General features: G+C 58.9%; 24 protein-coding genes. 3 read left to right on the forward strand and 21 right to left on the reverse strand.

Going from position 1 to position 25,936, the window contains the following annotated elements:
* Nucleotides 1-241 precede the first annotated feature (241 nt).
* The 4 genes from FJE54_RS00955 to FJE54_RS00970 all read right to left on the reverse strand — a co-directional run bounded on the left by FJE54_RS00955 (nt 242) and on the right by FJE54_RS00970 (nt 5,397).
* Nucleotides 242-1,918 carry an FAD-dependent oxidoreductase gene (locus FJE54_RS00955; protein WP_180326637.1) on the reverse strand — a complete coding sequence of 559 codons (1,677 nt, stop codon included), beginning with the start codon at nt 1,916-1,918 and terminating at the stop codon, nt 242-244.
* A 178-nt stretch (nt 1,919-2,096) separates the two neighbouring features.
* Nucleotides 2,097-2,918 carry a helix-turn-helix transcriptional regulator gene (locus tag FJE54_RS15915; protein WP_180326483.1) on the reverse strand — a complete coding sequence of 274 codons (822 nt, stop codon included), beginning with the start codon at nt 2,916-2,918 and terminating at the stop codon, nt 2,097-2,099.
* 847 nt (nt 2,919-3,765) lie between these two features.
* Complete coding sequence (locus FJE54_RS00965) at nt 3,766-4,104, reverse strand: P-II family nitrogen regulator (protein WP_139650677.1); 339 nt, start codon at nt 4,102-4,104, stop codon at nt 3,766-3,768.
* Between the two features lie 18 nt (nt 4,105-4,122).
* A complete protein-coding gene (locus FJE54_RS00970) occupies nt 4,123-5,397 on the reverse strand; it encodes an ammonium transporter (protein WP_139650678.1) in 1,275 nt (424 codons plus the stop codon).
* Between the two features lie 182 nt (nt 5,398-5,579).
* Here FJE54_RS00970 and FJE54_RS00975 point away from each other — a divergent pair, with 182 nt between their 5' ends.
* Together FJE54_RS00975 and FJE54_RS00980 are read left to right on the forward strand one after the other, a co-directional pair.
* Nucleotides 5,580-6,104, forward strand: coding sequence for a GNAT family N-acetyltransferase (locus tag FJE54_RS00975; RefSeq protein WP_139650679.1), 525 nt, complete (start codon nt 5,580-5,582; stop codon nt 6,102-6,104).
* 169 nt (nt 6,105-6,273) lie between these two features.
* Entirely contained in the window at nt 6,274-6,444 is a 171-nt protein-coding gene (locus FJE54_RS00980; RefSeq protein WP_139650680.1) for a YegP family protein, read from the forward strand.
* A gap of 75 nt (nt 6,445-6,519) precedes the next feature.
* On the opposite strand, the gene FJE54_RS00985 is transcribed toward FJE54_RS00980, so the two are convergent.
* On the reverse strand, nt 6,520-7,956 hold the full coding sequence (locus FJE54_RS00985) for a response regulator transcription factor (RefSeq protein WP_139650681.1): 1,437 nt from the start codon (nt 7,954-7,956) through the stop codon (nt 6,520-6,522).
* Nucleotides 7,957-8,168: 212 nt separating this feature from the next.
* Here FJE54_RS00985 and FJE54_RS00990 point away from each other — a divergent pair, with 212 nt between their 5' ends.
* Nucleotides 8,169-9,830 carry an FAD-dependent oxidoreductase gene (locus tag FJE54_RS00990; RefSeq protein ID WP_139652153.1) on the forward strand — a complete coding sequence of 554 codons (1,662 nt, stop codon included), beginning with the start codon at nt 8,169-8,171 and terminating at the stop codon, nt 9,828-9,830.
* A gap of 113 nt (nt 9,831-9,943) precedes the next feature.
* On the opposite strand, the gene dxs is transcribed toward FJE54_RS00990, so the two are convergent.
* The 16 genes from dxs to mltG form a co-directional block, all read right to left on the reverse strand.
* The gene (dxs, locus tag FJE54_RS00995) at nt 9,944-11,821 is read right to left on the reverse strand and encodes a 1-deoxy-D-xylulose-5-phosphate synthase (protein WP_139650682.1); all 1,878 of its coding nucleotides are present in this window, start codon (nt 11,819-11,821) and stop codon (nt 9,944-9,946) included.
* A 7-nt stretch (nt 11,822-11,828) separates the two neighbouring features.
* The gene (locus FJE54_RS01000) at nt 11,829-12,140 is read right to left on the reverse strand and encodes an exodeoxyribonuclease VII small subunit (protein ID WP_139650683.1); all 312 of its coding nucleotides are present in this window, start codon (nt 12,138-12,140) and stop codon (nt 11,829-11,831) included.
* Nucleotides 12,130-12,564, reverse strand: a complete 435-nt coding sequence (nusB, locus tag FJE54_RS01005) for a transcription antitermination factor NusB (protein WP_139650684.1) — start codon at nt 12,562-12,564, stop codon at nt 12,130-12,132. The genes FJE54_RS01000 and nusB overlap by 11 nt, the downstream gene beginning before the upstream one ends.
* Before the next feature lie 26 nt (nt 12,565-12,590).
* Complete coding sequence (locus FJE54_RS01010; RefSeq protein ID WP_139650686.1) at nt 12,591-12,938, reverse strand: Asp23/Gls24 family envelope stress response protein; 348 nt, start codon at nt 12,936-12,938, stop codon at nt 12,591-12,593.
* Nucleotides 12,931-14,289 carry an acetyl-CoA carboxylase biotin carboxylase subunit gene (gene accC, locus FJE54_RS01015; RefSeq protein WP_139650687.1) on the reverse strand — a complete coding sequence of 453 codons (1,359 nt, stop codon included), beginning with the start codon at nt 14,287-14,289 and terminating at the stop codon, nt 12,931-12,933. The genes FJE54_RS01010 and accC overlap by 8 nt, the downstream gene beginning before the upstream one ends.
* Complete coding sequence (gene accB, locus FJE54_RS01020; RefSeq protein ID WP_139650689.1) at nt 14,289-16,178, reverse strand: acetyl-CoA carboxylase biotin carboxyl carrier protein; 1,890 nt, start codon at nt 16,176-16,178, stop codon at nt 14,289-14,291. The genes accC and accB overlap by 1 nt, the downstream gene beginning before the upstream one ends.
* 258 nt (nt 16,179-16,436) lie before the next feature.
* On the reverse strand, nt 16,437-17,483 hold the full coding sequence (locus FJE54_RS01025; protein ID WP_255467150.1) for an ATP-binding protein: 1,047 nt from the start codon (nt 17,481-17,483) through the stop codon (nt 16,437-16,439).
* Nucleotides 17,484-17,746: 263 nt separating this feature from the next.
* Entirely contained in the window at nt 17,747-18,307 is a 561-nt protein-coding gene (efp, locus tag FJE54_RS01030; RefSeq protein WP_139650693.1) for an elongation factor P, read from the reverse strand.
* A gap of 244 nt (nt 18,308-18,551) precedes the next feature.
* A complete protein-coding gene (locus tag FJE54_RS01035; protein WP_139650695.1) occupies nt 18,552-19,739 on the reverse strand; it encodes an aminopeptidase P family protein in 1,188 nt (395 codons plus the stop codon).
* Nucleotides 19,708-20,148: a type II 3-dehydroquinate dehydratase gene (gene aroQ / locus FJE54_RS01040; RefSeq protein WP_139652154.1), complete on the reverse strand. Its 441-nt coding sequence runs from the start codon at nt 20,146-20,148 to the stop codon at nt 19,708-19,710. Before aroQ ends, FJE54_RS01035 begins: the two co-directional genes overlap by 32 nt.
* 10 nt (nt 20,149-20,158) lie before the next feature.
* Entirely contained in the window at nt 20,159-21,265 is a 1,107-nt protein-coding gene (gene aroB, locus FJE54_RS01045) for a 3-dehydroquinate synthase (RefSeq protein ID WP_139650697.1), read from the reverse strand.
* Complete coding sequence (locus FJE54_RS01050; protein ID WP_255467151.1) at nt 21,247-21,969, reverse strand: shikimate kinase; 723 nt, start codon at nt 21,967-21,969, stop codon at nt 21,247-21,249. Before FJE54_RS01050 ends, aroB begins: the two co-directional genes overlap by 19 nt.
* Nucleotides 21,970-21,977: 8 nt before the next feature.
* On the reverse strand, nt 21,978-23,150 hold the full coding sequence (gene aroC, locus FJE54_RS01055) for a chorismate synthase (RefSeq protein ID WP_139650699.1): 1,173 nt from the start codon (nt 23,148-23,150) through the stop codon (nt 21,978-21,980).
* An 81-nt stretch (nt 23,151-23,231) separates the two neighbouring features.
* Nucleotides 23,232-24,152, reverse strand: a complete 921-nt coding sequence (locus FJE54_RS01060; RefSeq protein ID WP_139650701.1) for a shikimate dehydrogenase family protein — start codon at nt 24,150-24,152, stop codon at nt 23,232-23,234.
* Nucleotide 24,153: 1 nt separating this feature from the next.
* A complete protein-coding gene (locus FJE54_RS01065; protein WP_139650703.1) occupies nt 24,154-24,762 on the reverse strand; it encodes a YqeG family HAD IIIA-type phosphatase in 609 nt (202 codons plus the stop codon).
* 26 nt (nt 24,763-24,788) lie between these two features.
* Entirely contained in the window at nt 24,789-25,934 is a 1,146-nt protein-coding gene (gene mltG / locus FJE54_RS01070; RefSeq protein ID WP_139650704.1) for an endolytic transglycosylase MltG, read from the reverse strand.
* Nucleotides 25,935-25,936 lie beyond the last annotated feature (2 nt).

A 25,936-nucleotide genomic window follows, 5' to 3' on the forward strand; every position in this document is an offset into this window, starting at 1 on the left:
TCTCCTTCGAAGCTTTGCGTGCGGCCGCCGCGCGCTCAAGCGCTTGCAGCACTTGCAATCATAATGCCTCATGGGAGCGAAAAGAGCAATCAACAGTACCGCAGCAAAGTACGAAACGGTTTTCATTCGGCGCGGAGACCGCAAGGGCAGCGTACTGGTGAAAAGGGCCGACGTCTCAGGCGTCGGCCCCGGTTAGCGCCCCCGCGCTTTCAGCAGGGGCGCACCGACCAAGTGCGGTTGCTTACAACGAATCGATATATTCTTTCGCCTGGTCTGCTGCAAAGAATCCCGTAAAATACGAATACCCTGAACAGCCGCCTGAGAAGCCATGATTGTAGTTGTCTTTGAAAAACTCACCAGAATCCAGTCCGCCTGCATACAGTCCCGGTATCGGCTTGCCTTCCGCATTCACCACTTCAATCTTGCCATCGATCTTCACACCGCACAGCGTCGAATACCAGGACGGAATGAGCTTGAACGCGTAGAAGGGGCCTTCTTCAAGAGCAAAAAGTGCGGCAGGGTCCTTGTAAAATTCCGTGTCTTCGCCCGCTTTCGCCAAGGCGTTGTACGCGTCAACCGTTGCGGCAAGCCCTTCGGGGTCGATCCCCGCAGCCTCAGCGAGTTCCTCGATCGTCTCGCCTTTGTACACGTCTCCCGACGTGACGCCCTTTTCCAGCTCCTCGCCCATCTCAGGAACCGGATCCATGGAGCCGAGAACCGTACGCGCATTTGTCATGAGCGGCTCGGTTTCCATACGCTTGACGGCTGCCGAGTCGATCACATTGAAGTACACGTAATCGTTCTCCTTGATACCGACCTTGAACATGGTATCCATGACCGACCACTTCTCGTTTCCGAGTCGCTTGCCAACGGCGTTCACCCACAAGTACGGTTCGCGAGCCGCCTTGTCGATAGGGGTGTCCCATGTTACGCCTTCGACGCTCGAGGCCGACGGCTGGGCAAACCCCATATCCGACGGGACAGCCCCGGCACCAAGCATCATACGGATTCCGTCGCCATCGTGGGCGAGGTGAGAATCGTTCTTCCAGGCAATCGGGCCGTACCCGGGAATGAATCGCTCGATCATCTCGGCGTTGGTCGAAAAGCCGCCGGTACCGACGAACACGGCTTTCGCCTTGACGTACGCATTGCTTCCGTCGATCGTCGCCATAGCCCCAACGACTGTTCCGCCCTCATCGACAACCAATGCGGTTGCCGGTGATCCAGTAAGTATCTCCGCATCGTACTGCTCGGCGGCTTTCTGCATGACGTCGAATGCCCCGATGCCCTGCCCTTCGTACATGATACCTCCTGTTGGAGCATCAAGCGAAGGAAGCAACATCATGGGATACGCACCATGCTCGTACAGGAAATCGTGCTGGCGGTGGTTGTTTTTCACATAGTTCGAAACGAGCTCGGCGTTCGCCTCCCACGAGTTGTGCATCATGAAGTACGTGTATATGTCGTTATTGCTTCCCGTTTGTTGGCTTGCGTTCACCACATTCGGATCGTCTGCGCATTCTTGCATGATCTTGCAGTCCGAAAATGCCATGGTAACTTCAGTCCCAACAGACGAGCCCCCGGTAACCGTCGACTTCTCAAGCAGGATCGTCTTCAAACCGAGCGAGCTTGCGTGCGCTGCAGACATCATGCCGCAGTTGCCGCCACCGATAACCAAGTAGTCGCACTCCTTCGCCGGCTCCCCCGCTTCACCTACCGATACAGCCGCGATAGCAAGATCGTCACTTCCAGAAGGCTGATTGCCGGCGGCTGGACTTTGGGCCGTTTGCGATTGCTTCCCATCGTTTGAGGGCGCAGAGGCGCACCCCGTCACGCCTGCAACCGCCATTGCCGCTCCCGTAAGAGCCGCTCCCGTCAAAAACGTACGACGAGATAAAAACGTAGCATGCTTTTCCATAGTTCCCTCCAATCGATCGAGCACATACTGCGCTTCGCTCGATTCGCGCACATGCGAACGACCGAAGCCTGCCGGCATTGTCGTACACGGAAGCGTCGCTCTTGATGAGAAAAGCCATGATTCGGCATCACATGAAATCACTGATTCTTGCAAAAAGCCTTTTCGCGAACTGGTTTCGCTAGCGCAACGACTCCCTGTTCGGCGCAATACGAGCCTCGACGATATCGAGAAACTCCTGCCTCGAGTGTATATCGAGTTTTTTGTAAATGTGGCGAGCATGCGTCTGGGCAGTGCCCGAAGAGATGTAGAGCTCGTTTTGTATGAAGGGAAGACTCCTTCCCTTTGCAAGTAAAAGAGCTACTTCCGCTTCTCGCGGAGTAAGGTCGTATTCCTGTGTGATCTCATCGATGCATGACGCAATATCGCCATCGCCCCTCGACGGCATCCCCGTGTCAGGCGAACCGCGATCTTCGACGGTTTCTCGCAAGACGCTGCCGGTCTCCTTGCCATTCAGCACCACGACAACAATGAACATCAGCACGAATACCGTAATAAGAGACACCGTGGTAAGCTCGGTTCCCCCAACTTTAATGGTTTCGACAAGCCACGAGTTCAACTGTGCGCTCACCACAACAGAAAGCGCAAAAGCTCCGTCCATCACACCGATTGCACGCACGGGACTGTAACGGAAACGCACCACGATAAGCAAGCAGAGAATCCACGATATAGCCCTGAAGCACCAGAATCCCGCTCCGAATATCCCGTACGAAACAGAAAGGGAAACTCCACTCAGAAACGGTGCCAACAAAAAGGCAACCGCCATAACGATAAGGACGTTTCTCACAAGCGGCAATGTGATGCGACGGCGCTCCATCTTTCCCAGCGGAAGAAAAAGGTACGCCGCCAACGCGGTTAGGCCGAGAACGCCTCCTAGCAGATACAGCCTACCCATCTCGTTTACGCGAGCATCGGTGAGCTCAAGCGAAAAAGCACGCAGCATTTCGCCGCATAACGCGAACACGAACACGGCCCCAACCGAAAGAAGCAAACCTGCGGAAAAATGCGATGGTGCTTCGTTCGCCCCAATCGGAGCGGAATTCGATTCAACCCCCTCTTTTTTCGTGGAAGCAAAAGCGAGGGAAGCACCCGAAAAGAGCGGAAGAAGAACTGCGGTCACCGTCGCAAGGGGTAAGGATAGCGCCATACATAGGAAATAGAGGAGTAGGCCGCCTGCAAATGAAAACAGAGACAACTGGATTACAGGGCCACGGTCAATCGCTGCATACCGAATCGCCCACTGGAGGACAAGCCAAGCGCTCGTCACTCCCACAAGCACGGCGCCGACTGCCACAACCACGACACGCTCAGGCGAAGATGGGTCAAAGACAACGAGAGCAAGGGGTATCATCGCTGTCCCCAGCGCCGTTCCAACAGATCCCCCAATCGTGAGAGCTCGGGTATCGAGAAGGTGGGGCATCTTACGTGCGAATGCAGCGTGTGCGAAGAGCGCGATAGCATGGGCCCATGTCGCCCAGAGCCAAACCATGTCGACCATGCCGTCCGCATCGGACACACCAGGCGCGAGTGCATCGCTGTAAAAGACAACAGTCACCCAGGCCCAATAGAACCCGAAACCAAGAAAGGCAGCGTATCCACGTATCCCGGAACGTTTTGGCATGTCCATAATACCCCCGCACAACTGTTCCGCCTCAGTGTATCACGATCGCGGATAGCAGCCCTGCGAACCGAACGGGAAGACGCACGCAGCCCCGTAACATTCTTTCGGGGCTGCGTGCGTCCGCAAACCGCGCCTCATGCGCAGCCAGGCTCAACGGATTCGTCTTGACCTAAACGGCCGCCTCGCCTTTTTCCTTCGTGCGTATACGCACCACTTCGTCAACAGGGAAGATGAAGATTTTGCCGTCCCCCACGTCTCCTGTCTGCGCAGTTTCGCAGATGAGGTCAACAATGGCATCGACCCGTTCGTCACCGACCACGATTTCGAACTTCACCTTCGGAACCATGTTGAGCATCACTTCGGTTCCGCGATAGTATTCCTTCCAGCCATGCTGGTTTCCGCACCCATGCACCTGGGATATCGTCATGCCTGACACTTTCGCTGCGAAGAGCGCATCTTTCAAAGGCTCGAGCTTTTCAGGCCGAACGATCGCCGAGATTTTCTTCATGTCAGTTCCCTTCTTTGATTAATCGAGGCCAATGTAGGCCGGATAGGCGCTCTCACCGTGCTCCGCCACATCGAGACCCTGCGCTTCCTTCTCTTCGCTCACCCGCAAGCTGCCCCCGAACACGGCTTTGACGATCAGCCCGATCACGATGCCCGCAACGCCTACGAACACGACCGTTACGAGTATGCCGAGCACCTGGCTGACCAGAAGAGAGGGGTCCCCTGTATAGAACAGACCGCCGAATTCGGTCCAGGATAGCTCGGGCACGCAGAACAGGCCCGTCAGCACGCCGCCCACGATACCGCCCACGCAATGGCATCCGAACGCATCGAGCGCATCGTCGTAGCCGAGCTTCTTCTTGCAGAGCGAGATGGCAAAGTAGCAGATGGGCGAAACGATAAGGCCCATGACGATGGCCGCCCACGGCTCCACGAAACCTGCTGCCGGCGTGATAACCACCAAGCCGGCGACCAAACCGGTCGCACCGCCGACCAAGGTGGGCTTCCCCACTTTGATACGTTCAACAAGCATCCAGGACACGAGCGCCGCACCTGAAGCCACAACCGTGTTGACGAGCGCAAGCGCCGCGACTCCGTCAGCCGCGAACTCGGAGCCCGCGTTGAACCCGAACCAACCGAACCACAGAAGCGCAGCTCCAAGCGCCACGAACGGCACGTTGTGCGGGCGGTAGTTCATCATGCCGAAACCTTTGCGCTTGCCCAGCAAGACGCACAGGATAAGCCCCGTCAGCCCGGAGCTGATGTGCACGACGTCGCCACCGGCGAAGTCGAGCGCGCCGATCGTGTCTCCGATCAGGCTCCCCTCCCCGCCCCACACCATGTGGGCGAGCGGAGGATACACGACGATCGTCCAGATCGCCACGAACGCGCATACCGCACCGAACTTCATGCGGCCCGCGACCGCACCCGTGATGATGGCCGTGGTGATCATGCAGAATGCCATCTGGAACACGACATCCACGATGCCGGGATACACCGCGTCCTCGGGCACCGTCTGCGCTTCCGCAAGCATGCCCTGCACCGCGCCGAAGCATCCGAGCTGATCGAATCCCCCGAAAAACGGGATCGAGCCGTCGCCGCCGTATGCGAACGACCACCCGCAGACCGTCCACGTGATTCCGACGATGCCCATCACCGCAAGCACCATGATCATCGTGTTCACCACGTTCTTGCGCCTGCTCAAACCTCCGTAGAAGAACGCCAGACCGGGCGTCATCAGCAAAACGAGCATCGCGCAGACGATCATGAATCCCGTCGATCCTGTGTCGAACATATACTACCTCCTTAATCGCCGTCTTATCCGTTTTCGTCACCGATAATCCCATCCCACGCGGGCGACGAGCGGCAGATACGGGACTGTTAACGGTTTCGAGAAACTCTTTTAACAAACGCGAAGTTCGGGCGTTACAATACGGAAACATGACGCCGAAAACAGCACGCGACCAAGGAGCATCTATGAGATTCGAACCAGTTGGAACCGACGAGCAGATCAAAGACCTCGCAGCGATGGCTGACGAGATTTGGCACGAATACTGGCCGGGACTCATCGGCAAGGAGCAGACCGACTACATGGTCGAGCGGTTCCAAAGCTTCGACGCGCTCATCCGCGATATCAGAAACGGCGAATATGAGTACTGGTTTTTAGTTGACGACCAGTCGGGGGAAGACCGCATCGTCGGCTATACGGGCGGCAAGATGGAACTTTCCACCAAGCGGTTCTTCATCTCCAAAATCTATTTGTACGCCTCGGAGCGCGGCAAGGGATACGCCTCGCGCGTCATCCACTTCTACGAGCGCCTGTGCGAAATGCGCAGGCTTAAGGCCATGTACCTTACCGTCAACAAAGGCAACGACCTAGCCATCCGAGCATATGAAGCCAAGGGGTTCAAAACGATCGAAGTTGCCGAAACAGACATCGGAGACGGTTTCATCATGGACGACTACATCATGGAAAAAACCGTAGAAGAGCGGGAGTCGTAAGAGTCGACTCCGACACAGCTCCTGCACGCGCAGTGCCACAGCAGACCGAGGCAAGCACGTTTGCGAACCACTCTGCTTAACCCAGCGGTTTAACCAAGCATCGAAGACGGTCGTCCGTGCTTGATCAGGTGTATCATCGCCTCACGTACAAGCGAGAGGAGACTGCATCATGGGTAAATTCGTTATCAGGAAAACCGAAAAAGGCTGCCACTTCGTCCTCAAGGCGAACAACGGCGAAATCATCGCAACCTCGGAAACCTACAGCTCGAAAGAGGCTTGCAAAAAGGGCATCGAGAGCGTGAAGAAGAACGCGCCCGACGCGGAAATCGTCGAGGAGTAGCAACGCTCGATCGTATGGTCGCATCGCCAAGCAGGGCTTCCTAGACATGAGGTCACGCCCTGCTTGGCAGCAGTCCTACAGAGCGCCCTTGCCGGCCACCCCCTGCAACACGACGTCCATCAAACTCTGCCTGTCGTAAATGCCGATCTTTCGATAGATGCTGCTGATATGGTGCTTCACTGTGCTCTCCGCGATGCAAAGCTCGCCGCTGATGTACGGAGCGCTCCTACCTTCGGCAAGCAAACCCAGAACTTCGCTCTCGCGGGGAGTCAACCCGCACGCTTCAGATATCCTTCTGCAGTTCTCAGAAACACCCTGTCCCGCATGATTCGTGGGCTTCGGCTTATACAGCTTCATGAGATCGACTTGGGTGAACACCAAACTTCCCACCACGACGATGATCATCGCGCATACCAGGTAGGCGACGAAACTCGTTTCGGCACTGAGCGCATTCGATACGGTCAACAGATAGACCGACGCCGAAGCAAACGTGGTGCCCAGCCGCATCCCGAACAATGCAAGCCCGAAGCAGAGCGCCACAGGCTTACGCGTCCTGAAAGCAATATCGGTCGATACGAGCATGACGAGCATGTCGACGCTGTATATCGCAAGAAGCATAAGGCCGTTTCCCACAAAAGCGAATTCCGGAGGCAAGATTGCAAGCAGCATCAATCCGATGGCAAACGAGGGCAGGATGGGCTTATACAATGCGAAAGGCTCAGCCGCCGGCTGAACGACAACCAGATACACCACAAGCAGCAGAATCGCTATGCCCGCTATAGCCAAAGAGTACGCTATGGTTGTGCCAGGCACGGTACCCGATACGTTGAGGTAGCGCTGCACGAAACCGTGTACCGCCCCGATGGCGACGACGGCTACGGCAATTTTAACAGGCGAAAACGATTCGACCTCGAAATCGACGTGCGAGGGGCTGCGCTTCGGCTCATGCTGCGACGACAGGAGGATCACGGTGGACACAACGGGGAACAAGCAGGTTAGTACGCTTGCAACACCGTGAGGAAGGGCGCTCACCGCGAAATACAACACGAATGCGAAGGCATACGAAGCATAGAGGTACTTGCCAACGCGTCCTGTTGCCAACGTCGACCACAACTCGCCCCACATGATAAGCAAAAGCGCGTTTCCAACAGAGAATACCGCAGCGAACACAACGAAAAGCGGGAAGAAATCGCTTGGGTACGACACGAGCGTAAACGAGCTGAGACCGAACGAACCAATGGTCGCGAGGCCACCGGCCAAGACGTAGAAAACGCGCCGGTTGCTGAAGGGACCGAACCGCTTGCTGAGCAGTACGACGAACAAATAGCTCGCCGTTGTAAGGATCGTTATGCAGAAAAACAGGTTGAACAGCGTGTCGGACATCGACCTTCCAGGGAGGATGATGTCCGAGCACATGGCAAGCACCCACCATGCCTGCCAAAACCCGAAACCGAACAACCTGTATGAAATGCGTCCCCCGAAATCACGGGAGCCTGTCGTTTTCTTACCCATTGCACGTACCCCACTCGTCACAACGAACACCAACCGTCACAAGCTTAACAAAACCAGAGGCATACGGAGCAAACCCCTATAGCACCTTTCGTACCATATTGGCCTTTTCGATGCAAATGGACCGATCCGCACGTAGCCGACCCGTCCCCCTCAGCATAGGGTATGAGTAAGCGCACGAGGGATGCGCCCACCAGAAACGAAAGGAGATTCTCATGTCTCACGAAGTATCGCGCCGCACCTTCCTTACCGGAGCGGCCGCAACGGGAGCCTTGGCTGCACTCGGAGCCATGGCCGGATGCTCTCCGGCGGAAACCGCGAATCAGCCGCAAGCGCAAGCAACGGGAGCATCGGATTCACCGGGAACGTCTGAGAAAGCAAGCTGGTCGTGGGATACGCCGCCCGAACCCGTTGCAGAAAGCGACCTCGTCGAAACAGTTGAAGCGGACATCGTCATCGTCGGAGCAGGCATTTCGGGCGTCACCGCAGCATGCCGTGCAAGCGAACTCGGCGCATCGGTCGCCGTCATCGAGAAAATGGCGTTTCCGAGCAGCCGCGGAGGCCACTACGCTGCCTACCAGTCCAAAGCGATGACTGAAGCGGGTATGATCAATGATCCCAAAGATCAAATCGTCGCAGACTGGCTGCGCTTTTCAGGCGACAGGAACAAAGAGGAACTCGCGTGGTTGTTCATCGACCGTTCGAGCGAGGTTATGGACTGGCTCGACGATATGTCGGGCGACGATCTCAGCATCATCCCGATCTACACGCACTACGTAGGGCCGCAGTATTACGAGCACATCGGAACGCATGTTATTCGCGGCGACTTTGCCGACAACGAGAACAAGATCAGCGCGCCTGTCTACTTCATGTGGAAGAAGGCGGAAGAAAACGGAGCGAGGTTTTCCTTCGACACTGCCGCAGAGCAGCTTGTCAAAGAGGGCGATGTTGTTGTGGGAGTCGTTGCCAAAGCATCCGACGGCTACAGAAAATACGTTGCCAAGAAAGCCGTCATCCTCGCCACCGGCGACATATCGGGCGATACCGAAATGATCGAAGCGTACGGAGACCACCTCGGCCTGAAGCCAGCCGTAAACGCCTACACGCCCGCTGGAGCGAACACCGGCGATGGGCACAAGATGGGCATGTGGGCAGGTGGGCGCATGCAGGAATACCCCGTGCCAACGATGATCCACCTCATCCGCTATTGCAGCCTCTGCTTCGGTTTCCTGTACGTCAACACCGACGGCAAGCGGTTCATGAACGAGGATACGTGGATTCAGGCAAAGTCCATCCGCATCCTCGAGCAACCCGGCGGTGAGTTCGCCTGGAGTGTGTTCGACGCGAACTGGCCGAACGATGTTGCCGCATCGATCCCCCTTGCTGGAGGCCAGTTCTGGGATGACATGTCCCGCACCACCGAAGAGTGGACTCCCGAATCGGCTACCAAAGTCATCGAAGGAGCCCTCGAAAGCGGCAATGCGGTCAAAGCGGATACGCTTGAGGAACTCGCACAGGCGATGGGCGTTGACGAAGCGTCGTTCATCGCTGAAGTCGAAAACTACAATAAGCTCTACGCGCAAGGCGAGGATACACAGTTCCATAAAAGGGCGGAGCTGCTTACCGAAATAAAGGAACCGCCGTTCTACGCCCTCAAATTCGGTCCCTCGCTCTTGGCCATGCCCGGCGGCCTTGAGATCAACGAGCAGCTCCAAGTGCTCGGCGAAGGCGACGTTCCGATCGACGGCCTGTACGCCATCGGCAATGTCTCGGGCGGGCGCTATGCGGTCGACTACCCCGTATTCATTAACGGCAACAGCCATGGATCGGCTATGACCTGGGGATACATTGCCGCCGAAAACATTGTGAACGGATAATCGACAGCACCTGCTTGCATACGAAGTCAAGTGAGGCCCCGTCCTGCGATGGGGCCTCACTCTGTATCACCACGCCCGACTACCGCATACGCCAGCCGTAGCCGCAGTGCTTCCTACCTTCCAAGCGCCTCTTTCACCGATTTCGCGATGCCTTCGCCGTCAAGGCCGAGATCGCGCAGCAAAAGATCGGTCTTGCCTTGGCCGACGAACCCGTCGTCGATGCCGAGCGCCAGCACGGAAACCGTCGAACGCATCCGTGCAAGCTCACCGAGAATCCCCTGTCCCACGCCGCCTTCGATGACGCCGCCCTCGATTGTCACCACGAGCGGCAGCTTTGCCGCCTCGGCGATGGCATCGGTATCGAGCGGTTTAATCCAACGCATGTCGACAACGCGCGCCTCGATGCCCTCTTCGGCAAGCAAGCGGGCGGCCTCTTCGGCCTTGCCCACCATGCGACCGAACGCGAGGATGGCTACGTCGTCTCCTTCTCGCACGAGCCTGCTTTTCGCTAGCTCGAACGCTTCGGGATTCGCGGGGATATCCGCACCTTCTGCCTCGCCGCGCGGATACCTGATGGCGAACGGTCCACCCATGGCAAGCGCCGTACGCAACGCGCGGACAAGCTCGGCCTCGTTCGACGGAGCAAGCACCTTCATATGGGGGACCATGCGCGTGTAGGGTATGTCGAACATGCCATGATGCGTAGGGCCGTCTTCGCCGACGATACCTGCACGATCGATGGCGAACACGACATTGAGTTCGGGGAGCGCGTTGTTGATGATCAGCTGGTCGATCGCGCGCTGCAGAAACGTGGAATAGATGGCAACGACGGGTTTCTTGCCGCCGATGGCCAATCCCGAGGCAAGCCCGACGGCATGCTCTTCGGCGATGCCCGCATCCATGAAACGATCCGGGAAGCGCTCGGCGAACTCGGCGAGCCCGGTGCCGTCTTTCATGGCGGCTGTAATCGCCACGATGTCCTCGTCCTTCTCGGCTTCGGCCACAAGCGCCCCCGAGAACACCGACGTGTAGGTAGGAGCTTTCGCCGCCTTCTTCTTCACCTCGCCCGTTGCGATGTCGAAAGGAGAAACGCCATGGAACACCTCGGGCGATTTCTCCGCAGGGGCGTACCCGATGCCCTTCTTGGTTACAACGTGCACGAGCACAGGCACATCGGTGTCGATGACGTTCGCAAGCGTTTCTTTGAGCAGCGGGATATCGTGTCCGTCGATCGGAGCCGTGCACAAAATGCCGAGCTGTTCGAAGATCATGGACCGCGGAATCACGAACTGCTTCATTGATTCCTTCATGTTGCGGCCGAAATTTGCCATGGCCGACCCGAATCGCCCGCTGTTCTCGAGCTTTTCCTGCACCGTATCGCGCGTTTGGCGATACTGGCTCGACGCGCGCATATAGCCGAGGTGCTTCATGAGCGCGCCCACGTTGCGAGAGATGGACATCTCGTTATCGTTCAGGATGATGACCATGGGCGTTTGCGCCTGGCCGATGTGGTTGAGCGCCTCGAACGCCATGCCGCCCGAAAGCGCAGCGTCGCCGATGACCGCGACGATCCGCTCGTGCGTCCCCCGCAGATCGCGTGCAAGAGCAAGGCCGAGCGCCGTCGACAGCGAATCGGAGGCGTGGCCCGAGGGATGCACGTCGTATTCGCTTTCAGTCGGCTTCGGGAAACCCGATACGCCGCCGTACGTACGCAGCGTGTCGAAGCAACCTTGCCTGCCCGTCACGAGCTTATGGGCGTAGGCTTGGTGGCCCACATCGAACACGAGCTTGTCAGTCGGGCAATCGAGCAGCGCCTGTGCGGTCAGAATGATTTCCACGGCACCGAGGCTCGAAGCCACATGGCCGCCCGTTTGGGAAGTAACCGTAATGATCTCTTCACGGATTTCGTTGGCGAGAAGCGCCAGCTCCTCGTCGCTCAAAAGCTTAAGATCGCTCGGGGAGCTTATGATATCGAGAATACGATCGTCCATGACTCACCTACTCACGTTGGGATTCGGCATCATCAGCCCGTTGTGCTTGCTCCGCTAACCCCTCGGTTTGCCGAGCAGCTTCCAACCCCTCTTCGCGCGGCATCCCATCCGCATCGTCTTCGCCGCCTGAAAGCCCTTCGGCCTCCTGCTGCGCAATGCCCTCTTCGAGCAACGTGCTCGCCTGCATGCCGAGCTTGACAGCCTCTTCGTACAGATCGAGCGCATCGTCAAGCGAGATGCTCTCATCGCCTACAGCATCGACTATCTCGTCGAGGCGGGCCTTGACGCTCTCGAACGTGGCATTCGTGTCACTCGTCATTGCTTTCCTCTTCCAGCGATGTCGCGATCCGTCCAAGCACGCCGTTGACGAACCGGGGCGAATCGTCCTCCCCCCCGAAATCCTTCGCGAGCTCGACAGCTTCGTTGATCGAAACCGAAAGCGGCACATCGTCCACGTACATCATCTCACAGGTTGCAAGCCTGAGGATCGAGCGATCGACCACTGGCATGCGCTCGAGCGTCCAGTTCTCTGAAGTCGCTTTTAGGTGGCCATCTATATCCGAGCGATGCTCGTCGATCAACTTGAGTAGATCGCACGCATAGTCCGGAAGGGGGCCGTCGTCGGCCAGATAACGATCATCGGCGACGATTGCCGCCGCCGATTCGTCGAGGATTTCACCTTGATAGAGAACCTGCAACGCCGCGCGGCGCGCAAAGGTCCTTTCGTGTCGCTTAGCAGACATCCATCACTACCTTTGTCGCACTGCGTTTATTCGGCGAACTGGATGCCGTCGATGTACACATCGACGCTGCCGACTGGAATTCCGATCTGGCTTGCAACCGCATCGGAAATCGCCGTACGCACGGCATCGGCGACTTCGGGAAGCACGTGACCGTAATACACATCGATGCGTACCGAAACATGCAGCGTATCATCGTCGTCGACATCTACCTCGATACCCTGCGTCGAGGGCTTCGAGCCGAACACGGACCGAAGACCGCCTACGCCGGAAGGTCCGATGGACGCAACGCCCTGTACTTCTTTCGCGGCGATAGAAATAATGGTTTCTACGACACCGGGCGCAAGCGCCATGCCGTCAACGTTCAGATCAGCCATTGCTAGCATCTCCCATCTGCGTTTCCAGGAAATCAGTCGAGAAATCGCCCGCTATGAACGCCTCGTTTTCCAGTACCCTCTTATGGAAGGGTATGGTTGTCTTGATTCCCTCGATTACGAACTCGTCAAGCGCTCGCTTGCCGCGGGCGATCGCCTCTTCGCGATCCTGCCCGTATACGATAAGCTTCGCTACCAACGAATCATAATACGGAGATATCTTCGTGCCCGCGCGAACGTAACTCTCCACACGAACACCAGGCCCAGCGGGTACATCGAATACGGTAATCGTGCCAGGACACGGACGGAAATCGTACTCGGGATCCTCGGCGTTGATACGGAACTCGATGGCGTGCCCCATCGGCGCGAACGGAGCACGATCGGCGCAGCTCATCGGCTCTCCGGCCGCAATACGGAGCTGCTCTTTGATGATATCGGTTCCGGTGATCTGCTCGGTCACCGGGTGCTCAACCTGCACGCGCGTGTTCATTTCCATGAAATAGAAGCGCCCATCCTGATCGAGCAGGAACTCGATGGTACCGGCGTTCTTGTAATCCACGGCACGCACCGCCTTCAAAGCGGCAACGCCCATCGACCGACGGATCTCGTCGGTGAGCGCCGGGCTCGGTGCTTCTTCGAGCAGCTTCTGATGGCGACGCTGGATGGAGCAGTCGCGCTCGCAAAGCGCAACGCGGTTGCCGAAGTTGTCAGCAAGCACCTGTATCTCCACGTGACGGGGACGGAGCACGAGCTTCTCGAGGTACACGCCGTCGTTACCGAACGCGGCACCAGCCTCGTTGCGGGCGGCCTTGTACTGCGCTTCGAGGTCGCTTGGGTGGTGAACCTCGCGCATGCCCTTGCCGCCGCCACCGGCCGTAGCTTTGATGAGCACGGGATACCCGACGCGGCGCGCGAAGTCCTGCGCTTCCTCAACGGTATCGATGCAGCCGTCGGAGCCGGGAACGGTTGGGACACCGCACATCTTCATGGTCTCGCGCGCTTCGCTCTTATCGCCCATACGCTCGATGCATTCGGGCGAGGGACCGATGAACACAAGGTCGTTCTCGGCGCACGCGCGCGCGAACTCGGCGTTCTCGGCTAAAAACCCATAGCCCGGATGAATGGCCTCGGCTCCCGAATTCTTCGCCGCCGCGATGATGCTCGACATGACGAGGTAGCTCTGGTTGGCAGGCGCCGGACCGATGCACACAGCCTCATCGGCGTAGCGCACCGGATAGGTCTCGGCATCTTCGGTGGAATACACGGCGACCGTTTTCACGCCGAGCTCTTTGCACGCGCGCATAACTCGCAGCGCCACCTCGCCGCGATTAGCGATCAGTATTTTGTTAAACATTAGGCAGTCTCCGGCGCAGGCGCAGGGGTTCCCAAAGGCTCGATGTAGAACATGACCGTTCCGAACTCGACCGGTGTCGCGTCTTCGAGGCATATCTCGCGAACGGTGCCCATTTCCTCGGCGCCGATCTCGTTCATGAGCTTCATGGCCTCGACGATGCAGAGCGTCTGATTCGCCGCAACCTCATCGCCTACCTGCACGAACGGAGGCTCACCGGGACCGGGGGCCACATAGAACGTGCCCACCATAGGAGCGATGACCGGCTGCCACGTTGCGGGACGGTCGGCGCTGTCTGCGGGAGCAGCCACCTGCGCGGCATCGGTTTCAGCAGGCGCTACCGCTGCGACGGGCGCCGCTGCGGGCGCAGCGGTTTCAGCGGGGGCGGCACCGGGCATGCGCACCGCAATGCGCGTTCCCTCTTCTTCGACGACGATCTCGCCGACGCCGCTCTCTTCGGCAACGCGAACCAGCTCGCGAATCTGATTGATATCCACGTAATCGTCCTCCTTGGTACCGCTCGACTCCTGTTCCAGCAGGAAATCGACTTTTTCGGATGTGCGGTGCTTGCTTAAGTAGGTGCGGGCCTCGTTGGGGAAGAGGGCGTACATGAGCACGTCTTCCTCGGTCTTGGCCAAATCTCCGATTTCCTCGGCAACCTCGTCGTAGGTCGTGGTGACAAGCGATCCGGGAGCCACATCAGGCGGCAGCATCTCGGAATCGCCGACAACCTTCTTGACGATTTCCCTGTCCATAGGACCGGGCGCCTTGCCGTAGTAACCGCAGATGTAGTCTTTCATCTCCTTGGATACGACGCTCCAGCGCTTGCCCGTGAGTACGTTGAACACGGCCTGCGTGCCGACGATCTGCGAAAGCGGCGTCACGAGCGGCGGATAGCCCACTTCGGCGCGCACCTTCGGAATTTCTTTCATAACCTCAGGCAGACGGTCGCCGGCGTTCTGGATCTCGAGCTGCGAGACCAGATTCGACATCATGCCGCCCGGTACCTGATGGGAGTACACCTGCATGTGGATGAGCGAAGAGACGCCGCGCTTGTAGTGGCCGCGTTTGCGCACCTCTTCCCAATATTCGGCGATCTCGAACAGGAGGTCGAGATCGAGCCCGGTATCGTAGCGGCTCTCCTGAAGCGCGGCCACGATCATTTCGACGGCCGGATGGCTGTTGCCGAACGCGAGCGGCGCATGGGCCGTATCGGCGATGGCGGCACCAGCTTCGGCAGCCTTGATGATGTTGGCGGGAGCCATGCCGCCGACGTAATGGCAGTGGATGTGCACCGGCAGGCCGATTTCGGCATTGAACGCCTTGACCATGCGCTCGGTGCGGTACGGGGTGAGCATGCCCGCCATATCCTTGATGGCGATGGAGTCGGCACCGAGATCCTTCATGGCCTGGCCGTACTCGAGGAAGCTGTCGAGCGTGTGCACCGGCGACATCGTGTAGGAGATAGCCCCCTCGAAGTGCGCGCCACTTTCCTTGATGGCCTCGGCGTTGTCGACGACGTTGCGGATATCGTTCAGCGCGTCGAACACGCGGAACACCTGGACGCCGTTTCGATGAGCCGCTTTGATGAAGCGGTTGCAGATCTCGCGCGAATAATGCTTGTATCCTACCAAGTTCTGGCCGCGGGACAACATCGCAAGCGGCGTGTTCGGCGTTTTCGCTTTGATCGAACGCAAGCGCTCCCACGGGTTTTCGTCCAAAAAGCGCAGGCACGTGTCGAACGTCGCACCGCCCCACGCCTCGATGGCCCAGTATCCGACGCGGTCCATCTTCGGCAGGATCGGAAGCATATCGCCGATCTGCATGCGGGTAGCCCACAGGCTCTGCTGACCATCGCGGATGGTGGTATCCATAATCTGAAGTCTTGGCATGAACTCACACCCCCTTCTCAGTAATAGTCAAAGAACGGACCCGAACGGCACCCATACAGCCTCGTTATGCGGTGGTTTTCCCGAACCATGCGGCGCATGCGCCATTCAGGCATTAGAGCATTATATAAGAACGCGGAAGAAAACCACGAGGCAGGGTGTGATTTCGTGGACAAGCAACATATTCGTACGGTGGAAGGCATATGCGTAAAGAATCACAGGACGAGCCGCGCGTTTGCCACCGCTCTTCGGAAAACGAAGCTAGTCGCTTTCGCCGGTTAAGTACTCGCGAAATCCGGGGATATCGAATCCCACTACCCCGCGCGCTCGCTCGCCGATAACGCCCTCTTCCAAAAGACGCCGTTTGTATTGACTTGCGTAATTGCTCTTCTTCCCCATGCGTTGCGCTATATCGGACAACCGGCTTTCTTTCTCATCGGGCAGCATAGCTTTCAAAAACCGCAGATCGCCGTTAGAAAGCTCTCGGTACGTCGTTTCGATGATTCGGCTTTTCATCTCGCGCGAGGCAAGGCGTATGCCCTTTGCGGCATCCTCTTGAGTAATGCATGGTTCGTCGGGCTGAACATCCCACATCCTGTAGCCCACCAATTGCATCATGTAGGGAAACCCGCCGATCGCATCGACGGAAAGCGACAGCGCTTCCGCTTCGATGCTGCGGCCCGGGTTCTCAATTGTTTTTCGCAGCGCGTTTTCAATTTCGTAATCGGGAATCCTTTCTAAGTAGTGGCACTGCGCACGTCGCAGAAAGGAAATCGACTGATCCGTGAGCAGGGATGACACTTTATAAGGCAGTCCTGCCATCAGCAGCGCGACCTTCTTGCCCTCTCTAACGAAATGCTGATAAACAGATACGAGCTGCACCATCTCGTCAAGATCGGCACGCACCTCGTCAACCGTGATAAGCAAACCCGTGCCGTGCGCTTCGAGTTCCTTTATGAGCGAATTCATACGCGTACGCCAGTTACCCGATTGCGGATCGCGATATTCCCACTCGATGCCAAGCACTCCTCCAACGGAAACCCCTTTGACCCGTGCCCCATCGCGCACGTCAATGAGCTCGGATGCCGATTCAATCGAACGCTCGATAATATCCTCGAGCATGCCGTCCACCGCTGAGACGTTTGCCGAAACCCATCCGTGAGCTAGCGCCTTTTCGGAAAGATAGGCAAGCAGCGCCGTCTTTCCCGTTCCGCGAGCCCCAACAAAAATCGTCGAGAGGTTCGGGTCTCCCGAGCCCCTGTCGAATGCCAGTGTTATCGCGTCGATGATATGCTCCCGACCCGCCATGCAGGGAGGAATTTGCCCAAAACTCGGAGTAAAAGGGTTGTCTCGCGTTTCCATTGCTCATCCAATCGTGCCGTGAGTACGTCCTTGATTTCTTTTGCTTATTTTTGCAACTTTTGCCGATTTTTGCAACTTTTGCCGATTTTTGCATCGAAAGGAAAACTCGAGCCACCCTGAGCACGCAACGAAGGAGCCGAAACCCCATGGGCTCCGACTCCTTGTTGAGGGCTTTTTCAAGCCCTCGGATTCAAATGTATCGATGTTGTCTACACGCGCTTGATGAAGCGGCCGTCGCGCGTATCGATCTGAAGCACGTCGCCGATCTCGACGAACGTGGGCACTTGGATGGTCGCACCGGTTTCGAGCGTAGCCGGCTTGGTGGTGTTCGTGGCGGTATCGCCCTTGAAGCCGGGCTCGGTGGCAGTCACCTCGAGTTCGACGAACATCTGGGGCTCGATGCTGATGAGCTCATCTGCCGCATAGAGGATCGAGGCTTCGTCGTTCTCCTTGAGCCACTGGGCGTTGTCGCCGATGACCTCGGAAGGAACCGCCGTCTGCTCGAACGTATCGTTGTCCATGAAGTAGTAATCGGCACCGTCGTTGTAGAGGTACTGGAGCTTCTTGTTGTCCAAACGGACCTGTTCGACCTTCACTCCGGCGTTGAACGTGTTGTCGATGACGCGCCCGGTTTTGATGTCGCGCAGCTTCGTGCGCACGAACGCGCCGCCCTTGCCGGGCTTCACATGCTGGAACTCGACGATCGTGCAGAGCCTGCCGTTGTACTCGATGCAGATGCCGTTGCGGAAATCGGCGGTAGAGATTGCCATCTGTCAATTCCTTTCAGATCAGGACACGAGGATCATATGCCCTGCATCCATTCATACCATAAAGCCGCTCTATTATAACCATCTTGGGTTATGACCTCCCATCGATACGCGCTCATCAGAAAAAAAGCAGGGATGGCGCTCGTACCGCCAAAGGCCGTACCACAGTCCTTGCCTGGCACCGTGCATCGAGAACGCCGCAGGGGCCGCACCCGAACAGCGCGATCTTGGCAGGCGCATCCTGCGATCAGACGATCACCATCTCATGCGTCGATCGGGTGAACGCGTCGAACCCGTCGTCCGTGATCACGCCGAAGTCCTCCAAGCGCATGCCGAACTCGTCGGCAAGGTAGATGCCGGGCTCGACCGTAACGACGTTTCCTGCAACGAGCGGAAGGGGGTTGCGAGGCGAAAGCACCGGCTCCTCGTGTATGTCGATGCCCACCCCGTGGCCGAGACCGTGGCCCATCTTCCCGCCGAATCCGTTGTGCGCAAGCACGTCCTCGGCAAGCTGGTGCATCTGCGCGCCGGTCACACCGGGCATCAAAGCGGCCTGCACGCGCTCGTTCGCTTCGCGAATCGTTTCGTACGCTCGCCTCATGCGCTCGTCGGGTTCGCCGAGAAACACCATGCGCGTCATGTCCGAGCAATACCCCTGCGCCCGCGCGCCGAAATCGAGTACGACGCACTGGCCTGCCTCGAGAACGGTTTCACCGGGAATGGCGTGAGGCGAAGCGCCGTTTGCGCCCGTTGCCACGATCGAGGGAAAGGCCAAGCCTTCCGCACCGTGCCTCACCATGAAGTCCTCAAGTTCTATCTGCACCTCGCGCTCGGTCATGCCCGGCTTCATGAACGCCGCTATATGGGAAAACGCCGCATCGGTGATAGCTTGGGCCACGCGCATCCGCGCCACCTCGCCCGCGTCCTTTACTGCACGGAGCTTGACGATTACGCCGCTCGTCTCGACAAGCTCAACGGATGAATCGGCAAACACCTTTTCAAGCGCGCGGAATTCGCCGAGCTCCATCGTGGTTTCGATCGCAAGGCGCGTGACAGTCGCGGATGCTTCGCCTGCAGCCTCGTCGCGCATCGAAGTCTTGGTCGCGTGCGCTTCGCCGCCCTCGGCAGCCGCCCCCCTAACGGCATGCCCCAACACGTCGCTCGCAAACGCAGCATGCGAGCGCCCTGCCCCGTCGATCTCGATAACGCCTCCCGATGCGGCACGCCTGAACGCCTCACCGTAGCGCGAATCGGTGTGAAGCACGGCGCGCCTACGCGTAACGACCATCGCGTGGGCATCCTCATCGTCGAACACGCCGTCGAAAGCCGTCAGCCACCGCAGGTTCGACTGGTTACGCACGTAAAACGCATCCGCCTCGCATTCGGACGCCGCAGCGCGCAGCCTATCGCTTCGCGTCGTATTCGAGCAGGACATCGAACGCCTCCTTGTAGCCGGCCTTCCCTTTTCCCTTGATCTGGGCGATGCACACCGGAGCGATCACCGAAATGCGCCTGAATTCCTCGCGCGCCTCGATATCGGACAGGTGCACTTCTACGACGGGAGTATCGATCGACCCGATAGCGTCGCGCAACGCGTAGGAATAGTGCGTATGGGCACCGGGATTGTAAATAACCCCGTCGAATGCGGTATGCGCCTCGTGGAGCTTGTCGATGAGGGCGCCTTCGTGGTTCGACTGGTAGCAGGCAACCTCTACGCCGCGCTCGGCCGCATAGGCAACCACCTCGGCCTCGATTGCGGCAAGCGTATCGCACCCGTACACCGCAGGTTCGCGCACGCCGAGCATGTTGAGATTCGGCCCATTGAGCAAAAGCACGGTTTTCATCGCCACAGCGCTACACCTCTTTCGATCGCGCCCAGGCACCGAGATGCTCGAGCAAGATGGCGTCGTCGATTTCAGCAACCTCCCACCTGCCGATATCGCGCGGGAGCACGAAACGCACCTGTCCGCCGCGCACCTTCTTATCGCCCTTCATGGCGTCGAGCACCGCTTCCGGCTCCGCCGAGAAGGCAAGTGACGGCAATCCGAGCTCGTCGAGCAGCTCGTCTTGGGCGGCAACCACATCGGTCGGCGTACTCGAGCAGGCGACGCCGAGGCGCGCCGCAAACCGCATGCCCTCCGCTACCGCCTCGCCGTGCGAAAACGTGCCGAACCCGGCAAGCGCCTCGATTGCATGGCCGAGCGTGTGACCGTAGTTCAAACACTCGCGCACACCCTTGCTCTCGGTTTCGTCTTCGGCAACCACGTTCGCCTTGAACACCACCGACCGCGCTATCGCCTCTGCTGCCGTATTCTCGTCGCGCGCCGCAAGCAAAGGGGCCGCATCGGTCAACCAGAAGAAGAACTCGTCGGAGTCGATGACGGCCGATTTCGCGATTTCGGCACAGCCGCATGCCCATTCGCGTTCGGAAAGCGTGGAAAGCACCGAGGTGTCGGCGCACACGCAAACCGGCTGCTTGAACGATCCCACGAGGTTTTTTCCCTGGTCAAGGTTGATGCCCGTCTTTCCGCCCACCGACGAATCGACCATAGCGAGCAGCGAGGTGGGCACCTGGGCGAATGCGACTCCGCGCATGTACGTTGCCGCGATGAAGCCGGCAAGATCGCCCACGACTCCGCCGCCGAGCGCCACTACGAGCACGTCGCGCGAAAGTTTGAGGTTTGCCATGGCCGACCATATCTCGCCTGCCACTGCAAGCGATTTCGAATCCTCCCCAGCGGGAACGGTTATGTCGAGCGTACGGTAACCCGCTTCGGCAAGCGATGCCTTGACGGAGTCGAGATACAGCGGACCTACGTGCCCATCGGTTACGATGAGGGCGGTATCGGATGAGTTCACCTCTCTCAGATACCCGCCGATCGATTCGACGATATCGGTACCGACGCGCACATCGTAGCTCGGCGCATCGGCGATGTTGACCACTATTCGTGCGATTGCCACAGGATTCCTTTCTTCTTGAGCAGGTCCTTCACCTCACCGGCGATCCTGCCCACGCTTTTGCCCGCCGTGTCGATCACGACATCGGCCACTTCCTCGTAAAGCGGCAAACGCTCGGCGTTCATGGCGCGTGCCGCTTCGATGTCGTTGAACAGCGGCCGAGTCGAAAGGTCGCTGATGCGGGATTGGGCCTCGTCGGCCGAGACCTTGAGGTACACCACGAACCCGCTTCGCTTCAAAAGCTCACGGTTCTCAGGGCGCTTCACGATGCCGCCGCCGCACGAAACGAGCTGCGGTTCGGCAGCCATGAATTCGCGCAGAACCGCGGTTTCGATATCCCTGAACCCGTCTTCTCCGACCTCGGCGAAGATGTCTTTGACTTTTCTATCCTCGCGTCGCTCAAGGTAGGTGTCGAGATCGATCGAGGAAATATTGCACATGCGCGCAAGGCGCCGCGAAACCGACGTTTTGCCTGCGCCCATGAAGCCCACGAAAAAGACCGGCTTAGCCAGCGTGTGCGGCGGGCGGTTGCGCTTGGGAGCCTGGGGATTGCGCGCATTCGGGGCGTGACCGCCCGAAGCGCGGCCGTGCTGCTGCCGACTGGATCCGCCGCCTCTCGAACCATGGCCGTGCTGCCTTCGGGCAGCGCCATCGCCGCCTGAGGCGTGGCCGCTTGCAGACGGTCGTTGCGATGCGTCTCGCCCCATCGATCCACCTACCGCGACATCGTCTTGATGCGTTGACGGTACGCTTTCACGGCGGTTTTGATGTCGGTCATGTTCGCATCGCCGAACCGCTCGAGGTAAGCGTTCGCAAGCACGAAAGCCACCTCGCTTTCGGCAACGACCGCACAAGCCGGAACGGCGCACACGTCGCTGCGCTCCTTCGACGCTTCTTCAACTTCGAGCGTATCCATGTTGACCGTCATAAGCGGATTCGAAAGCGTAGGGATCGGTTTCATCGCCGCAGTGACGATGAGGGGCATGCCCGTCGTCATGCCGCCCTCGAGTCCGCCGGCGTTGTTGCTCGCCCGCGAAAACCCGTCCTTCGAACTGTGCACGATGGGGTCGTGCACTAGAGAGCCGACCGAGGCAGCCGCAGAGAAACCCATGCCGAACTCCACGCCCTTGATGGCCGGAATCGAGAACAAGGCCGCACCGAGACGCGAAGCGAGGCGATCCGTCGGGGTCGCGTATCCGCCGATTCCCGGCAAAAGACCCGTGACCACCACGCGGAATTCGCCGCCCAGGCTCTCTCCCGCTTCGCGTGCAGCATCGATGGCGGCCTTCATCTTCTCGGTCGCCGCTTCGTCAGGGCAGCGCACATCGCTCATCTCGATATCGAGGGGCTTGTAATCGGGGGCGGCGATCATCGGATCGTCTTCCTCGAAGGCCGCAGAACCGATGCGCGTCACGTACGAGTATATCTCTACCCCAAGATCGGCGAGCAGCTCGCGCGCAACGCCTGCGGCGGCAACGCGCGCCGCCGTCTCGCGGGCGCTCGCCCGCTCGAGGATATTGCGGCAATCGTCGGTGTTGGTTTTGAGCGCGCCCGCAAGATCGGCATGCCCCGGTCGCGGCGTCACCTCGCGCACAAGGCCTTCGGGCGCCTCGCCGAACGCAGCCATGCGGTCGGTCCAGTTCTCCCAATCCCTGTTCGCAACCTGCAGCGTGATCGGCGTTCCGAGGGTTCGACCGAACCGCACGCCCGACAGAATCTCGGCATGATCCTTCTCGATCGCCTGCCGTCCGCCGCGTCCGTAGCCCGATTGACGGCGTGCAAGATCGCTGTCGATCTGCCGAAGCGAAATCTTCAACCCCGCCGGCACGCCGCTCACGATAGCCGTCAGAGCAGGGCCGTGGCTCTCACCCGCTGTTATGTAGTGCATGCGCTTCTCCTGGTTTCATCCGACCCGCACATGAGCGAACGTATGCGCGAACCGTCGTTTCGTTCGCAGTCGATTATACCGCTACAGATCGAACCCTGCGGCCTCGGCCATGATGTCGAACATCTCTTCACGGGTAAGCGACGTATCGACGCCAGCGATATCGAGCAGAGCCGTGGCCGTGGCAACCGCCTGCGCCACGAGCATGCCCTGCCCGTCGAACACCGTACAACCTGCTGCTTCCGCCCCCGAGACAAGGGCCGTCAAACCGTGCCCGTACACGGCGTCGAACACGGTTTGGCCCTCGCGAAGCAGCGATGTGTCGAACGGCGCGGGATCGCCCTTGCGCATGCCGAGCGGCGTCGCGTTCACGATCAGATCGGCCTCGGTAAATACCTTCGTAGCCGTCTCATAGCTGCCGAAAGCGAAATCAACCTTTTCGAAGGCGGTGCGAAAGCTCAAGCGGTTTTCGCGAGCGACAGGCAGATCGACGGTCGCATAGGCGAGCGTGCGGTACTGCTCGGTATAAGCCTGAAACGCGTCCCGCGTCCGATCGAGGTCGCGGCCGACGAGCACCACGCGTCGAGCACCCGCAAGCGCACATGCATGAAAAATCGAAAGCGCCGTCGGACCCGTGCCGCATACGACAACTTCTGCGCCCGAAAACCGAAAGCCCGTGCGCTCGAGGTAATCAACACAGCCCTCGCCGTCGACGTTGTAAGCGATGAGCGCACCGTTCTTGCGTACAAGCATGTTCGCCCCGCAGGCAAGCTTTGCCGTAGCCGACCGCATCGTTGCAACCTCGAAGGCAAGCGGCTTGTAGGGCGTTGTGATGTTGATGCTGAAGAATTCACGCGCTTCGAGGAACGCACGTGCCTCGTCCTCGGTCGCGCAATCCTTGGAAGCGTAGTTCCAGGGAAGGCCAAGCTCGGCGTACAATGCATGGTACATGGCAGGCGATTTCGAGTGGCCGATCGGATGACCCAGAAGGTACAGATGCTCCATATCAGTCTCCTCCCTCGCGTGCAGCCGTCACGGGCTGCGCTCCCGCAGGCACATCGGCCAAGCCTCCCGCAGCAGGTTGCGAGCCCACGGGCACATCGGCCAAGCCCCCCGCGGCTCCCTCGGGTTCGCGGTCGCGCATGAACACCTTCTCGACGTTGCGGAGCATAAGCGTATGCTTGAGATCCTGTTCGACAAGCGGCTGGAGCAGATAGGCCGTCATGCCGAGGAAATGCGCGCCGAGCACATCGGTGATGAGCTGATCGCCGATCATGAGCGTATTCGCACGTTTCGCGTCGATTTTGCGAAGCGCGATGAGAAACGCGGGCGGCAGCGGCTTCACCGCCTTGGCGACGATCGGAAGGTCGAGCTTGCCGGCTAGCTCGTAGACCCCCTCGTGCCAGTTGTTCGAAACAAGGCAGAACGTGATGCCCGCGCTGCGCGCCTTAGAAAGCCAGAAGGCCACATCGCGCGGCACCTCATGGGTGTCGCGCGTGAAAATCGTGTTGTCGATATCGAGCAGCACATGGGAAAACCCAGCATCGACGATATCCTTCTGGATATCGATCATCGAGATGCGCGAGAAATATCGTTCGGGCTCGATCAGCGACATGACAGCTCAGCGTAACGATTGCGGCTTTAGGACTGCGCGATATTGTTCTGGTGCTCTTCGTACGTCTCGCTGAAGTTGTGCGAACCGTCGCCAGCGCCCGAGACCACGTAGTACAGATAGGTCGTATCGGCGGGCTGGGCGGCCGCCTTCAGCGATGAAAGCCCGGGCGAGCAGATGGGTCCGGGGGGAAGCCCCTTGTTCAAGTACGTATTGAACGGACCGTCGGTATCGAGATCCTCCTGCGTGATCTCGGTAGAACCCTTCGCGTAGGCGATCGTCGCGTCGATCTGGAGCAGCATATCGGCCGCCATGCGGTTGTAGATGACCGACGATACCGTGGGGCGCTCGTCGTCAAGCGAAGCCTCGCGCTCTATGAGCGATGCGACGATGAGCACCTGGTACTGGTTCAAGCCCTGTTGCTCGGCGTACGAGAAATCGATGGTCGCGATCTCGGTTTTGTACTGGTCGAGCATCTGGCGCACCACCGCATCGGCCGTGGCATCGGCGATGAGCGGATAGGTCTTCGGGAACAGGAAGCCCTCGAGCGTGTTGTCGTACGCCCCCGCCACAAACGGGTAATCGGCCTCGTAGGCTGAAGCGTCGCTTGCGCGTGCGAGGAACTCTTCGGCGGTGATAGTGTCCGGATAGGCTTCGGCGACGCGCTCGGCAGTTTGCCGGATCGTAAAGCCCTCGGGCACGGTGAACGATTCGTCGCCCGGACCTGCTACGAGCATGCCGACGACGTCTTCGGTGGTCAAGGGACCAGTGAAGGTATACGTACCCGGTTTCAGCGCCGATTCGTGGCCGGCCCCGGTCACGAACTTCACGAATTCGGAAGAATCCCCGATGACGCGGTTGTTGAACAGCAGCTCCGAGATGGTCATGGCACCGGACCCCTCGGGGATGGTCAGCGTCACGCTTTCGCCCTCGGCGAGGGTCTCGGCAGCAGCCGGCTCGGCGGAACAGCTTTTGAACAGCGTGAATCCGCCCCATCCCAAGCCGCCGATCACCACGATGGCGAGAATGATCGCCACGATGATGGGCGCTTTGCTTTTTTTGGGACGGATATGGCTCGTATCGTACGTCTTGAACTGACGCTCGCCCGCTCGGTGCGCAGCGCGAGCCGCGTGGTTCGGGCGATTGGAATACGTGACCTGTCTACGAGGGGCCATCG

The organism is Raoultibacter phocaeensis, from assembly GCF_901411515.1.
GTDB lineage: Bacteria > Actinomycetota > Coriobacteriia > Coriobacteriales > Eggerthellaceae > Raoultibacter > Raoultibacter phocaeensis.

Excerpts from the sequence above, each read along its gene's own strand:
- FJE54_RS01035 (WP_139650695.1), bottom strand. The coding sequence starts at position 19,739 with ATGTCCTGCTCGAATACGACGCGAAGCGATAGGCTGCGCGCTGCGGCG.
- FJE54_RS00955 (WP_180326637.1), bottom strand. The coding sequence starts at position 1,918 with ATGGAAAAGCATGCTACGTTTTTATCTCGTCGTACGTTTTTGACGGGA.
- FJE54_RS00970 (WP_139650678.1), bottom strand. The coding sequence starts at position 5,397 with ATGTTCGACACAGGATCGACGGGATTCATGATCGTCTGCGCGATGCTC.
- FJE54_RS01025 (WP_255467150.1), bottom strand. The coding sequence starts at position 17,483 with ATGGCGGGTCGGGAGCATATCATCGACGCGATAACACTGGCATTCGAC.
- nusB (WP_139650684.1), bottom strand. The coding sequence starts at position 12,564 with ATGTCTGCTAAGCGACACGAAAGGACCTTTGCGCGCCGCGCGGCGTTG.
- accC (WP_139650687.1), bottom strand. The coding sequence starts at position 14,289 with ATGTTTAACAAAATACTGATCGCTAATCGCGGCGAGGTGGCGCTGCGA.
- aroC (WP_139650699.1), bottom strand. The coding sequence starts at position 23,150 with ATGCACTACATAACAGCGGGTGAGAGCCACGGCCCTGCTCTGACGGCT.
- FJE54_RS00980 (WP_139650680.1), top strand. The coding sequence starts at position 6,274 with ATGGGTAAATTCGTTATCAGGAAAACCGAAAAAGGCTGCCACTTCGTC.
- FJE54_RS01060 (WP_139650701.1), bottom strand. The coding sequence starts at position 24,152 with ATGGAGCATCTGTACCTTCTGGGTCATCCGATCGGCCACTCGAAATCG.
- FJE54_RS15915 (WP_180326483.1), bottom strand. The coding sequence starts at position 2,918 with ATGCTGCGTGCTTTTTCGCTTGAGCTCACCGATGCTCGCGTAAACGAG.
- FJE54_RS00990 (WP_139652153.1), top strand. The coding sequence starts at position 8,169 with ATGTCTCACGAAGTATCGCGCCGCACCTTCCTTACCGGAGCGGCCGCA.
- FJE54_RS01010 (WP_139650686.1), bottom strand. The coding sequence starts at position 12,938 with ATGGCTGATCTGAACGTTGACGGCATGGCGCTTGCGCCCGGTGTCGTA.
- FJE54_RS01000 (WP_139650683.1), bottom strand. The coding sequence starts at position 12,140 with ATGACGAGTGACACGAATGCCACGTTCGAGAGCGTCAAGGCCCGCCTC.
- mltG (WP_139650704.1), bottom strand. The coding sequence starts at position 25,934 with ATGGCCCCTCGTAGACAGGTCACGTATTCCAATCGCCCGAACCACGCG.
- dxs (WP_139650682.1), bottom strand. The coding sequence starts at position 11,821 with ATGGACGATCGTATTCTCGATATCATAAGCTCCCCGAGCGATCTTAAG.
- FJE54_RS00985 (WP_139650681.1), bottom strand. The coding sequence starts at position 7,956 with ATGGGTAAGAAAACGACAGGCTCCCGTGATTTCGGGGGACGCATTTCA.
- FJE54_RS01050 (WP_255467151.1), bottom strand. The coding sequence starts at position 21,969 with ATGGGGCGAGACGCATCGCAACGACCGTCTGCAAGCGGCCACGCCTCA.
- accB (WP_139650689.1), bottom strand. The coding sequence starts at position 16,178 with ATGCCAAGACTTCAGATTATGGATACCACCATCCGCGATGGTCAGCAG.
- FJE54_RS00965 (WP_139650677.1), bottom strand. The coding sequence starts at position 4,104 with ATGAAGAAAATCTCGGCGATCGTTCGGCCTGAAAAGCTCGAGCCTTTG.
- aroQ (WP_139652154.1), bottom strand. The coding sequence starts at position 20,148 with ATGAAAACCGTGCTTTTGCTCAATGGGCCGAATCTCAACATGCTCGGC.
- efp (WP_139650693.1), bottom strand. The coding sequence starts at position 18,307 with ATGGCAATCTCTACCGCCGATTTCCGCAACGGCATCTGCATCGAGTAC.
- FJE54_RS01065 (WP_139650703.1), bottom strand. The coding sequence starts at position 24,762 with ATGTCGCTGATCGAGCCCGAACGATATTTCTCGCGCATCTCGATGATC.
- FJE54_RS00975 (WP_139650679.1), top strand. The coding sequence starts at position 5,580 with ATGAGATTCGAACCAGTTGGAACCGACGAGCAGATCAAAGACCTCGCA.